This is a genomic window from Idiomarina loihiensis L2TR, assembly GCF_000008465.1.
In the GTDB taxonomy this organism is placed as follows: Bacteria; Pseudomonadota; Gammaproteobacteria; order Enterobacterales; family Alteromonadaceae; genus Idiomarina; species Idiomarina loihiensis.
Map to the genome: position 1 here is coordinate 1,802,725 of NC_006512.1, position 13,481 is coordinate 1,816,205.

Below are 13,481 nucleotides of genomic sequence, written 5' to 3' on the forward strand. Positions count from 1 at the left end.
AATTAGTTTACCAGTTTATGACTAACCATACGATAAAGCCGGAGACTTAGCTCCGGCTTTCTTTCATTTCCTCAGACACTTAGTAGTGCTCCAGTGCCTCTTTGGTACTCATATCTTTAGGTTCAGGCGGCGTTGCCAGCCCATACCAGGACAGCATGGTACGCATCCCTCGCTTAGTATCAGCCAAAATCAAGTACAAACAAGGTATTAACAACAAGGTAATAACCGTTGCGAAAATAATACCGAAGGCCAGTGATATTGCCATTGGTATCACTATTTTAGCCTGCAGACTCTTCTCCAGCACTATCGGAAGCAAACCGAAGAAAGTCGTTAACGAGGTTAAGGTTATTGCGCGAAAGCGACGACAACCGGCATCCAGCACCGCCTTACGTAAATCCGTTCCCATCTCCCGGGCCCGGTTAACGTAATCAACCATGACCAGACTGTCGTTCACCACAACCCCGGCTAACGCAATAATACCAAACAAGCTCAAAATACTAACCGGCATACCAATAACCCAGTGTCCAATAATTGCACCGATAATACCAAAGGGTATCACCGACATAATTATCAGCGGCTGACTATAGGACTTCAGCGGAATGGCCATTAGTGCGTAGACCGCAAACATTGCCAAAAAACCGCCAAGAGCAAGAGAGCCTGTTGCTTCAGCTTCATCCTGAGTCGCACCCTGGAGTTGGAAGTTAACACTAGGGTACTTATCCAGAATTGGTTGGATTTTTTGTTCACGAACTTCATTTACAACGCGGAAAGGTTCTACTTTGTCTTTGTCGGCCCTGGCGCGTACATTCACAGAGCGCTGGCGATCGATACGAGTAATCGTGCTGTAGCCTTCGGCAAACTCAATATCTGCCAGCTCAGTAAACGGAATTTCAGAACCATCCGCCGCACGCAACTTCATATCTTGCAAGTTGCCAACTGACTCACGCTGGTCACGGGGATAACGAACCATCACTTTAATTTCTTCGTCGCCCCTCTGTATGCGCTGGGCTTCGGCACCGTAAAAGGCATAGCGCACCTGAGTAGCCAGTTCAGCCAGATTAATCCCCATAGCAGTCGCTAACGGTTTGGTCTGCAGAAGAATTTCTTCTTTACCGTCGCCAAAGGTATCTTCAATATCAAATACCCCGTCATAGTCGGCAAGTTCCAGCTTAAGCTCATCAGCTGCGGCTTTCAGTTCATCCAGGTTTTCACCGACTAACTGAAACTCAATATCAAAGCCACTACCGCCACTCATGCTTCCCTGGAAATTAAGGGCTCGCACTCCAGCCAGTTCGGGAACAGCTTCACGCCATTGGTTCACAATTTCAAACCCGTCTATCTGGCGGTCTTCACCTTTTTTCAGTTCTACAAATACCGTACCGGCAGTATTGCCATCCATCCAGATATTGGTATGACGGACAACGGCTTCACCGTCGTTTTCTTTAATCCGACTGTTCACGTCGTTGAGTGACTTTTCCACGCTGTTCAGGACTTCAATGGTGCGAGTTTCTGAGGTGCCGGGCTGCATCTCCACATTCGCCTGAATAAAATCGCTAGGAATATCCGGGAAGAAAACCCAACGTACAATACCGCCACTCATAAGACCGACCATCAGAATCAGCATACCGACAAAGGTTGCTAACGTTGTATAACGGTAGTGCAGACATTTTTTGAGGAACGGTCGATAGTAATTATCTACGAAAGACTTAATTGCATTCGCGAATTTATTGCGAAAACGTTGGAAAGCGTTGGCTTTTTCACCTTTCTGTTTGGAATACTTCATATTAGCGATGTGCGCTGGCAATATGAGTTTTGACTCCACTAAGGAAAAGGCCAAACAAAGAATAACGACCCAGGCAATAGACTCCCAGATAGCACCCATACCTCCTTCAACCGTCAACATGGGCACAAAGGCAACCATAGTTGTTAGTACGCCAAAGGTGGCCGGCATTGCCACACGCTTAGCTCCGGCAATAACGTTATCGATACTTTTACCGTTTTCCTCTATTTCAGTATAAGCACTTTCTCCTATGACTATCGCGTCATCCACCACTATCCCTAACACGAGTATAAAGCCGAACAGCGATATCATATTAATTGAGATATCAAACATCGGCAGTGGCATTAACGCAATGGTGCCTAAAAAGCACACCGGAATGCCTATCATGACCCAGAACGCCAAACGCAGTTGTAAGAATAACGACAACATAAGGAAGACCAACAGCCCGCCCATCCACATGTTGTTCATCATTAAGTCTAAGCGGCCTTGCAGATAATAAGACGAATCGCCCCACTGTGCTACCTGAACGCCGTCGGGCAGCTCTTCATTTTTTCTTTCCGTATAGCCCCGGACGTACTCTGCTATTTTAAGATCGTTCTGATCGCCCACTGACTGTACGCGGACAAAAGTTGCCGGTTTACCGTCAAAGCGGGTATACGACTCTTCTTCAATAAAACCGTCTTCTACTTTGGCTATATCACCCAGAGTTAAACGCGTACCGTCAGCACGGCTTAATAAAACAATTTTCTCAAACTCACCGCCAACGTAAGCCTGGTTATTGGCACGCAGTAAAATGTCACCGTTAGGGGTTTTTATTGAACCACCAGCAACATCAATTGAGGTTCCGCGAACCGCGTCAACAATTTGTGAGAAGGTCAGTCCGTAGCGTTCAAGATCCTGCTGAGAAATCTCAACCGAAATTTCATAATCACGGTCACCAACCACATCAACTTTGGTTATGCCGCCGACAGTCTTGAGCTCATCTCTGACTTCCTTCGCCAGCTCTTTACGGGAGCGCTCATCCAGGTCGCCATAAACCGACATCCAGATAACTTGTCGCTGTGGTCTTACCCGATAGATATTCGGCTTCTCGATTTGCTGAGGGAAGTTAGGAATGGCATCTACCAGCATTTTCACCTCGTCCATGACAACTTGCACGTCATAGTCAGGTTCAACTTCCAAGGTGACACTACCGCCGCCTTCCCGCGACTGAGAGGTCATCTCTTCGATACCATCAACATCCTCAATGGCATCTTCTATCAGCATAATAACGCCCTGCTCCACTTCCTGTGGTGCAGCACCGGGGAAAGGTACCTGGATACTGATAATATTCAGTTCAATTTCAGGAAACATTTGCTTGCGCACAGTAAATACTGACAGTGCGCCTGCAACCAGAATAATGATCATCAATAAATTTGCGGCTACCGAGTTGCGTGCAAACCACGCAATCAGACCGGTTTGTTTTTCAGTCGTCATGATGTTTACCCGCCTACATTTTCAGAGTCTTCGGCTTTTTTCTCACCGTTTTCATCTGTTTTAGCCGTTGTTTCCATTTGCTCTGGCAGTGGATCGCCGGGCAAACGTACCTTCATACCCGGTAACGCATTCTTCAGCTGCGTCAGCACCACTTTATCTCCACTTTCCAGTCCGGAGCTTATAAGGCTTGTATTGCCCTGAGTTCGCACAACCTCAACATCACGTTTTTCCAGCTCGCGACTCTCAGGAACAATCCAGACAGACCCATCAGGATTCAGTGCATAGGTAGGAATTTCCATAACTCCCTGAGCCACAGTGCCCTCAACTTTAGCCTGCACGAAACGCCCATAGCGCAAAGGAATAGGATGTGTCTCTTCACCCAGGTTGTAAGGGTCAGAAACTTCTACAACACCATAGATAACCCGGCTGTTTTCATCTAAAACGCCTTCTGTCCGAACCAGACGTCCCTGCCAGGTTGCCGACTCACCGGAAACCATAGATTCTAACTGCACTCGGGGCGCTTCTTCAGCAAGAGCCGGATCTAGAATATAAGTCATATCAAGGTCACTTAATGGCAACCGAACTTCTGCCGTACGGGTATCAAATACCAAGGCTATCTGGCTACCCGTTGAAACAAACTGCCCCAAATTGGCTTCTTTACTACGAAGTACGCTATCGTAAGGCGCTTTTATGGTGGTTCGCTCTAAATCACGCTCGGCTTTAGCCAGGTTCGCTTCGGCTGACTCTACCGCGGCAATGGCACTGGCAAGCTGCGGTTTGCGCAAGCCCAGTTCAGGTGCTTTCCCTTCTTTGAAGGCCGACCATTCTTCTTCAGCAACGCGGGCACGTGCTTTCTCTTGTTCTAACTCGGACTGGGCCTGCAACAAGTTAGCCCGGGCCTGTTGGACCGCAACTTCATAGTCAGACGGATCGACCTGAACCAGCATATCGCCTTTTTTGAAGAAACCACCGGCATGGTAATTCGCAGCGACATCAACAATTTGCCCGGTCACTTCTGCAACCAGAGTAGTGGAATGCTTTGGTTTTACCGTGCCCTGAGAATCAACAATAAACGTCATGTCACGAGGGCTGACTTCCAGAACTTCAACCATCGCAGCAGGCTTACTTCGCTCTTTTTGTTTTGGCGGCTCCGCAGACATGCTTGCAAGTATCGATAAAACGATAGCTCCAACAATAATTAACGGCGGAATAAAGGCTCGTTTTTTAAATTTCATTTTTTATTGTTCTCATAATTGGTTAACTCACAGCATTATTATTACTGTTAATAATGTAAAATGTTAGGCGTTAACTGTTGCCAGTTGTGTGATTCCGGCACTAAGTTGTAACTGACTGTTTCAGCCTTCCAGTAACCAACGTTCCGCGGCCTCAACATAACGCGGTTTACCCACCAGCAAGACCACGTCCTGCGGTTGTAACTCGGTATCACCATCGGGCTCCTGAATTTCCTCGTCGTCACGCCTTAAAGCTTTTAACTGTACCTGATGTTTTTCCCAGTCTAATTCATCAATGCGTTTGCCCGTCGCCCAGGCACCTTCAGGTAAGGTTAAAGCACGTAAAAACTCAAGTTTGTCAGCAAGTTCTGGCGTAATCTCAGTTTCATCCCCTTGAAAGAAGCCATGCATTTCACCGTAATGGTTGCGTCTTTCTTTATCCAGCCGCGCAAGAATACGGCGTATTGGAATACCACTGCGGCTGAGCACATGAGAAATCAGCATTAAGCTCGCTTCCAGTGTGTCTGGAACCACCTGAGACGCTCCGGCTTCCTGTAACTGAGTCAGTCTTGTATCGTCACGACTCCGTACAATAATGTAGGCATCGGGGTTTAACTGGCGAAGCTCTTTTAGTACTTCGAGAGCGCGCAGGTCATCGGCGAAACTGATAATAATCAGATCGACACTCTCGGCTCCTACCGCACGTAAAATATCTTTTCTGGCACTGTCACCAAAGTAGACCCGGGCACCACCGGCAACGGCTTCCTGAACTCGCATGGGGTCATTATCGACAGCTATATGAGTAATTCCCTCTGCGTCTAAAAATCGACTCATGGTTTGCCCAACCCGTCCAAAGCCGCAAATCAGTACCTGGTTCTCCAGCCCTTCACTACCGGTTGTTCGTTGCTGTTCAATATCGACCAGAGGATCAGGGTGGCGAACAACCAGATTCACTAAAGGTTTCAAACGGTGGATAACAATAGGTGTTATCGCCATACTCAATACACCAATACCTATCATACTGGTGACAATCTCTTTGCTCAGTAATCCATGGCTGCTAGCCAAGGCGACAATTACAAAGCCAAACTCCCCCATTTGAAATAGTGAAATACCACTGCCCCAGGCATCCTCATCCCGCTCGCCCATAAAACGTGCTACTGAGCTAATTAACGCAATTTTAATCACGGCCATTACAATTAAAGCGAGGAGTATCCAATGAAAATTCTGGACAAACCCATAAAGCTGAAGCTGCATGCCTATGGTCGTAAAGAACAAGCCCATTAAAATATCGCGAAACGGGCGAATATCGGCTTCCAGCTGATGTTTATACTGGCTTTCCCCTAGCATCATTCCGGCTAAAAAAGCACCTAACGCCATAGAAAGACCAAAAACATGAGTCATACCACCGGCAACCAGTGCGACCAGAAGCGTCGCCAGAACAAACAGCTCATCGGTTCTTTGCTTGGCTATTTCTTTGAATAAATAGGGTAAGACCCATTTTCCTATTGTCATTAGTACAGCAATAACGGCGGCACCTTTCGCCAGAGCCAGTAATAAGGTGTAGCCAATATTACCGTTATCGGAGGCCAGCAAAGGAATAATAATTAGCAGTGGCACCACCGCTATATCCTGGAATAGCAAAATGGCGACACTCATCTGCCCGCGACGGGTTGACGTCTGTGCGCTTTCCTTTAGTTGCTTGATAACAACCGCAGTAGAGGACAAGGCCAGCGCTCCGGCAATAGCCAAAGATGCAGCCCATTCATCCAGCCAGATAAAGCCGATAAGCAAAAAGATTAACAAGGAACCAAGAACCTGAGCCGCGCCTAACCCGAATACCCATCGCCGCATGGCGATCATCTTAGGTAAAGAGAATTCAAGCCCCAGCGAAAACAGGAGCAAGACAATACCCAGCTCAGCAACCAGATGATAATCATCCGGGTCAGCTATCCAGCCCATAACGTCGGGGCCGGCAATAATACCGGCAACCAGGTAGGCTAAAATTGCCGGCAATTTCACCCTTCTGAAGAGCCAGACAAGAATAACGGCAACCGCTAATAAAAGCAGAAGGCTGGAAAATGTACCGTTCATTCATAAACTCCTGGATTTCTGTGTTTTTATGAGTGTCAAAATAGTAACACTCTTTTGTTTCAGAAAAACTATCTCTTATAACGTTTTGTAAAATATAGCTTTTCTATTCTTGGCCTAATATTTGCAGATAAATTTTCAATTATCAAATTCAGGCAAAAAGGTTTGTCATGCTAAACAGAGCTGTAGCAAAAACTGAGAGTAAGGCAACTGAGAACAAAACTCAGGCAATTATCAGTCAATTAACCTCATCGGCTGACTTGCAAAGCAAATCAACCCCGTTAACTGAACGGTTGCAGACATCTCTCGATTTGCATCAGGTATTATCTATTTACGCAGATTACATGGTTCAGCGTTTACCGGTAAGTGCCCTGCAATTTATCTCTGATGACCAAATTATTAATTTAATTGGTGACTACGAAAGCCTTGAGAGCGAATACTCGGTAATGCTTTATGCCGATAAAGAATACTTAGGACAAATGGTTTACCAATTCAAACGTCAACCATCCTATGTGAATAAAGTGCGCCTGGAGCAAATGCACCGACAGCTGACTTTCCCTTTGCGTAACGCTATGCATTTCTCACGTTTAAGAAAAGTTGCAATACGAGACCATTTAACCGGCCTTGGCAACAGAGCCTTACTGGACGAAACGCTTGAGCACATCAGTGCCCGTTTAAAGCGCGATAACAAACAGTCTCATATTGTCATGTTATTGGATATGGATGGATTTAAAAACGTCAACGACCGTCATGGGCACCAACAAGGCGATGAAGTACTGAAGCTGTTCGGCAATTTATTGCAACAGCAATTGCGCGATACGGATCGGGTATTTCGCTATGGTGGCGATGAATTCGTATTAATACTGGAAAACACGCGACCAGCACAAGCGGAGGACGTTTTTCGGCGTATTCGGGATGCGCTCGATAACGATATTAGTCTTGCCACTTTCAATATTGGCGTTAGCGCCGGTAGCCTGGTTATGGAAAGTTTTCATAGCCCCCAGGATATTATTGATGAAGCCGACAGACGCCTTTACGCCGCTAAAGTTGCCGGTAAGAATCAGCACCTGAGCTAACCCAGTCTGGCTCAGGTAACTGAAGGCTGTCGAATTCTGTTTTCTCAATAACCTGGTAGCTGAACCAGCCAAGTCCGGCTACCCACACGTACTTACCGTTCAGCTCAAGTATCGGCCGCCTGGCTCTCAACCACGGCGGAATTCCCGCCTGCTTCAGCCAGTCTTTCAGTTTTTTGCGCCCCTGACGCCCAGGCTTTGCCAGTTTTTCTGAGGTTAACGAAAAGGTTAATCTCAACTCATTATTATTCGTCAGCAATGCATCTGGCACGCTTAATGTGCCCCACTCCCCCAAATTGACATTAGCCTCAGCTAACCAACAATCTGCCGGTAATTGCCCGGTATTGTTGTCACACCATAGTGCGTATTGAAAGTAGCGCACACTGTAGCCATCACACTGAACCTGCATTTGGCTATCGTCTGTTGCGCTTTGAGCTTGTAAGCGAATTTGCTCCAGTTGCTCGTAACTGGGCAATGAGTATTCTTGTCCTTGCAGCCAGACTCGCAGTAACGCTCGCTGCATAGCCGCAGAATGCTCACTCAGTAAACTGAGGGGAAAGTGACTTTTGTGCTTCTGCGCCTTATACAGCTTTTCCTGCAAGAGTTCATCCATCACCTGCTGTTGCTCGGCACAAAGTTTTGCTGACCTCAGCACGCTATTCCCAAACTGAGGCCAACGCTGCTCTAATAACGGCACCACTTTATGCCGCAAAAAATTCCGCTCAATACGGGTATCGTAGTTCGTATCGTCTTCAATCCAGGTTAATTTCTGTTGCTGCGCGTAGCTTAAAATGTCTTCTTTACTCACACTAAGCAAAGGCCGGCAGAGACGACGGCTGCCAACCCAAGGCTGAATAGCAGCCATTGAGGATAAGCCTTTTGGCCCGCTGCCGCGTTTTAATTGCAGAAAAAAGGTCTCGATCTGATCATTGCGGTGTTGCCCTAACAGCAATACCGCATCATCCTCAGTCAGCTCGGCCATTCTCCGGTAACGGCTTTCACGCCCTGCGGCCTCTTTGCTTTGGCGGTTTTCTATGGGGACATTAAGCGGTTCAAAAACCGTTTTTACACCATAGGACTTAGCAGCATGCTCAATAGTCGACGACCAGTCAGCTGAACTGGGGTGAAAACTATGATCTAAATGAATGGCTAAATACTGATACTGAGGATTCTGCTGACGAAAGCGCATCAGTAAATCGAGGATAGTTTGCGAGTCAGCCCCGCCACCAAGGGCAGCAACTAATTGCTGCCCCGGCTTTAATGCAAGAGACTCTAAGCTTTCACAAAACAGGTCGTAAAGACCATCTTTCATCATTGGTAATTAGCAGTAACCAAAAGACATGAGTTTACGATAACGCTGGTCCAGCAATTCCTCATGGCTTAAGCCCTGTAAGCTTCCTAAATCAGCAATCAGCTGACGCTTAAGGCGTACCGCCATTTCTTCCTGATGGCGGTGCGCGCCGCCTAAAGGTTCAGGTATCACAGAATCAACCAGACCCAGCTCTTTACTCCGCTCTGCGGTTACGCCCATAGCTTCTGCCGCTAATGGCGCTTTGCTGGCACTTTTCCACAAAATAGAAGCACAACCTTCCGGAGAAATAACCGAGTACGTACTGTATTGCAGCATGTTAACGCGGTCACCGACACCAATAGCCAGAGCACCACCAGAACCACCTTCTCCAATAACAGTACAAACAATAGGAACGGTTAAACGAGCCATAACTTTCAGGTTACGTGCAATGGCTTCACTCTGACCGCGCTCTTCCGCACCAATTCCCGGGTAAGCTCCAGGTGTATCAATGAAGGTAACAATTGGCATTTTAAAACGCTCGGCGGTTTGCATCAGGCGTAGCGCCTTACGATAACCTTCCGGCTTTGGCATACCAAAGTTACGACGGATCTTCTCTTTGGTTTCACGGCCTTTTTGCTGGCCTATAACCATAACCGGAGTGCCGTCTAAACGCGCAATACCGCCAACAATCGCCTCGTCATTAGCAAAAGAGCGATCACCCGCCATTTCGTCAAACTCGGTGAATATCATGCGAATATAGTCAAGCGTGTAAGGACGCAACGGATGACGCGCCAGCTGTGCAACCTGCCACGCACCTAAATCAGAAAAGATTTTCTCTGTCAGTTCCTGACTCTTGGTGGTCAGTCGCTGCACTTCCTCTTCTAAGTTAAGATCCAGTTGCCCGCGGTTGCCAACAGACTTCAGTTCTTCGATTTGCGCTTCAAGTTCCGCAATAGGTTGTTCAAAATCCAGAAAATTAAGGCTCATTCGCTGTCATTTCCTTTAAAATTCAAGTGAAACTTGCTGAGTTCCCAGCAAATTCTGTAATTCGTATATTAATTCATCAGACGGATTCACATACCATTGTGCGCCAACATTTAACGTGGCTTCAACGCGTTCCGACTGATACCGCATTTTTATCGGACAAGTCCCTTCAGCAAAGGGCTGTAATAGCTTTTCCAGTTTTCCGGCAAGACCTTTAGCAAGCTGCTCATCCGTTACTGTAATTGCTAAATGCCGGAGATAAGTTTCCCGAGCCTGCTCAATTGCCATCACTTCTCTGGCAGTCATTGTATTGCTATTACTGAAGTTATCAAATCTGACCTCACCTTTTATCCACAAAATTCGGTCTTTTTCGAGCAATTCCTGATAACTTTCGTATTCGTTACTAAATAAGCGTACATCCATGCGCGCTGTTTTGTCATCTAAAGTCACTATAGCAAAACGCTGACCTCTTTTATTGGTCAGTACTCTCACATCAATCACCAGCCCGGCAATAGCAATACTCTCATCTTTACGGGTAGGAGTAACATTGGACAATGTACTATTAATGTAATGTTTGAGCTCTGCACGAAAACGGTTAATGGGGTGACCAGTCAAATAAAGACCGAGGGTATCGCGCTCTCCTTCCAACCAGACCGCTTCCGACCATTTACGTACGCTGACAAACTCCTGTTCAACCGCTTCAGGTTCGGTGGTAAGTACCCCAAACATATCCGACTGACCAATTTTTTCCGCATTCAAATGCTGTTCGGCCTGACGAATGGCTTTTTCCAGCGTCGCCATTAATGAAGCACGGTGAGGTCCTAAGTTGTCCATTGCGCCAGCACGAATTAAGCGCTGCAGAATGCGCTTATTCATTCGCTTCAGATCAACCCGGCAACAGAAGTCGAATAAATCCCGGAACGGCCCGCCTTCTTGCCGGGCTTTAATAATAGACTCAATTGGCGCTTCACCCACACCTTTTATTGCGCCTATACCGTACACCACTCGTTGCTGTTCATCGACGGTAAACTTATATTCGCCTTTGTTTACGTCCGGAGGCAGCAAGTCCAGTCCCATGCGTTCACATTCGTCCGCCAAAGTGACAATTTTGTCGGTATTATCCATATCGGCGGACATCACCGCAGCCATAAACTCTGCCGGGAAGTGGGTTTTCATCCATAAAGTCTGGTATGAAACTAAAGCGTAGGCAGCCGAGTGCGACTTGTTAAAGCCATAACCGGCAAATTTCTCTACCAAGTCGAAGATTTTCGTCGCCAGTTCAGGGTCAATATTATTTTGCGCCGCACCCTTAGCAAAAATTTCTCGTTGCTTAGCCATTTCCTCGGGCTTTTTCTTACCCATTGCACGGCGTAACAAATCTGCGCCACCCAAAGTGTAGCCAGCCAGAACCTGGGCAATTTGCATGACCTGTTCCTGGTAGAGGATGACACCGTAAGTCGGCTCTAGTATGGGCTGCAAACTCTCATGCTGATACTCAGCATCGGGGTACGAAATTTCTTCCCTGCCGTGCTTCCGGTCAATAAAGTTATCAACCATGCCAGACTGCAGTGGCCCCGGCCGGAATAGCGCCACCAGGGCGATAATGTCTTCGAAAGAGTCTGGCAAAAGCTTTTTAATAAGCTCTTTCATGCCACGCGACTCTAACTGAAACACCGCCGTTGTTTCGGCTTTTTTCAACAGTTTAAAACACGCCGGATCAGTTAAATCAATCGACGTAATATCAATAGGATCTTTACCGCTCTTAGCATGCCGGCGGTTCACCATATCAACCGCCCACTGAATAATGGTCAGCGTTCTCAAACCCAAAAAGTCGAACTTAACCAGACCTGCCGACTCAACATCGTCTTTATCAAACTGAGTGACCGGGTTGTTACCTTCATCATCGCAATACAGTGGCGAGAAGTCGGTTATTTTGGTTGGAGAAATAACCACGCCACCAGCGTGTTTACCAGCATTACGAGTCACGCCTTCAAGAATACGAGCCATATCAATAATGGCCTTAACTTCTTCATCCTGGTCGTACGCGGCGCCAAGCTGGGGCTCAATTTCAAAGGCTTTGGCCAGAGTCATGCCCGGATCGCCCGGTATTAACTTGGAAATTCGGTCGACAAAACCATAGGGATGAGCCAGTACCCGTCCGACATCGCGTATCGCAGCCTTAGCCGCCATAGTACCGAAGGTAATAATTTGCGAAACCGCTTCACGACCATACAGGTCAGCAACGTGATCGATAACTTCATCCCGACGATCCATACAGAAGTCGACATCGAAATCTGGCATAGAAACCCGTTCAGGGTTAAGGAATCGCTCAAAAAGTAAGTCAAATTCAAGCGGATCCAAATCTGTTATTTTAAGTGCATAAGCCACCAGAGAGCCTGCACCTGAACCGCGCCCCGGGCCTACGGGTATGCCGTTATCTTTACTCCACTGAATGAACTCCATAACGATAAGGAAATACCCGGGGAAGCCCATATCGTTTATAACACCAAGCTCGCGCTTAAGTCGTTCGTCGTATTCTGGTCGTTTCTGCTCTCGCTCTTCCGCGTCAGGAAACAAAAACTCTAAACGTTCTTCCAGCCCTTCTTCCGAAACCTTAATTAAGAACTCTTCAGTCGTCAGGTCGCCAGTGGGAAACTTAGGCAGGAAGTATTCGCCCAAACGCACAGTGACATTACAGCGCTTGGCTATTTCAACAGTATTTTCTATTGCTTCAGGAATGTCAGAAAACAACTCACTCATTTCTTCGCTGGAGCGCAAATATTGTTGTGGTGAATATTTTTTCGGCCGACGTTTATCTTCCAACTGGTACCCGTCGTGAATAGCCACACGAATTTCGTGAGCATCAAAGTCTTCTTCTTTCAGGAAAACCACTTCATTAGTAGCGACAACGGGTAGGCCTGTTTCCCCGGCTAAAGCCACCGCTTTATGTAAATAGTTTTCTTCCTGAGGCCGGCCGGTGCGCACAAGCTCAAGATAATAGCGGTCAGGAAAATATTGCTGGTAGAAATCGAGGGCAGCATCCAGCTGGCTGTCATGGCCTTTAATTAGAGCCTGTCCTACATCACCCTGACGGCTTCCGGACAACAAAATAATGCCCTCGTTATGCTCCTTCAGCCAGTCTTTATCGATAACCGGCTTGCCTTTAATATTACCGCGCAAATAAGCTTTTGAAATAAGCTGAGTTATCTGCTGATAACCTTCATTATCCATTGCCAGTGCGGTCAGGCGGAAAATTTCAGATTCAGGATAGTCAGCCTGCACCCAGAAATCGCACCCTATTAAAGGCTTTAAGCCCAATTGGTGCGCTTTTCCATAGTAGCGAACCAGACCACAAAAGTTCATTTGGTCGGTAATGGCTAAAGCAGGCATACCCGCTTCAGCAACAGCCTCACAAATTGGACCAACTTTCGCCAGCCCATCTATCATGGAAAAGTCGCTATGAACTCTTAAGTGAACAAAATTTGGTGCAGTCATTTTACGGATACAGTCTGGCTTTTTTCATTATCATTTTAGGGTCGTTATTGTGCCTTAAGCAG

General features: G+C 47.0%; 7 protein-coding genes. 1 reads left to right on the top strand and 6 read right to left on the bottom strand.

Features of this window, described 5'->3' with window-relative positions; all coding sequences use genetic code 11:
* Positions 1 to 79: 79 nt before the first annotated feature.
* The 3 genes from IL_RS08600 to IL_RS08610 all read right to left on the bottom strand — a co-directional run bounded on the left by IL_RS08600 (position 80) and on the right by IL_RS08610 (position 6,579).
* On the bottom strand, positions 80 to 3,256 hold the full coding sequence (locus IL_RS08600) for an efflux RND transporter permease subunit (protein ID WP_011234919.1): 3,177 nt from the start codon (positions 3,254 to 3,256) through the stop codon (positions 80 to 82).
* A 5-nt stretch (positions 3,257 to 3,261) separates the two neighbouring features.
* The gene (locus IL_RS08605) at positions 3,262 to 4,491 is read right to left on the bottom strand and encodes an efflux RND transporter periplasmic adaptor subunit (RefSeq protein WP_011234920.1); all 1,230 of its coding nucleotides are present in this window, start codon (positions 4,489 to 4,491) and stop codon (positions 3,262 to 3,264) included.
* A gap of 120 nt (positions 4,492 to 4,611) precedes the next feature.
* Positions 4,612 to 6,579: a monovalent cation:proton antiporter family protein gene (locus IL_RS08610; protein WP_011234921.1), complete on the bottom strand. Its 1,968-nt coding sequence runs from the start codon at positions 6,577 to 6,579 to the stop codon at positions 4,612 to 4,614.
* A gap of 167 nt (positions 6,580 to 6,746) precedes the next feature.
* Between IL_RS08610 and IL_RS08615 the strand changes: the two genes are divergently transcribed.
* Positions 6,747 to 7,652, top strand: a complete 906-nt coding sequence (locus IL_RS08615; protein ID WP_011234922.1) for a GGDEF domain-containing protein — start codon at positions 6,747 to 6,749, stop codon at positions 7,650 to 7,652.
* On the opposite strand, the gene tilS is transcribed toward IL_RS08615, so the two are convergent.
* Genes tilS through dnaE form a run of 3 tightly spaced genes read right to left on the bottom strand, consistent with a single transcriptional unit; the run spans position 7,618 to position 13,419 of the window.
* Positions 7,618 to 8,964, bottom strand: coding sequence for a tRNA lysidine(34) synthetase TilS (gene tilS / locus IL_RS08620; RefSeq protein WP_011234923.1), 1,347 nt, complete (start codon positions 8,962 to 8,964; stop codon positions 7,618 to 7,620). The two genes, IL_RS08615 and tilS, sit on opposite strands and share 35 nt — an antisense overlap.
* A 6-nt stretch (positions 8,965 to 8,970) precedes the next feature.
* Positions 8,971 to 9,927: an acetyl-CoA carboxylase carboxyl transferase subunit alpha gene (gene accA, locus IL_RS08625; RefSeq protein WP_011234924.1), complete on the bottom strand. Its 957-nt coding sequence runs from the start codon at positions 9,925 to 9,927 to the stop codon at positions 8,971 to 8,973.
* A 15-nt stretch (positions 9,928 to 9,942) separates the two neighbouring features.
* On the bottom strand, positions 9,943 to 13,419 hold the full coding sequence (gene dnaE, locus IL_RS08630; protein ID WP_011234925.1) for a DNA polymerase III subunit alpha: 3,477 nt from the start codon (positions 13,417 to 13,419) through the stop codon (positions 9,943 to 9,945).
* Between the last annotated feature and the right edge of the window lie 62 nt (positions 13,420 to 13,481).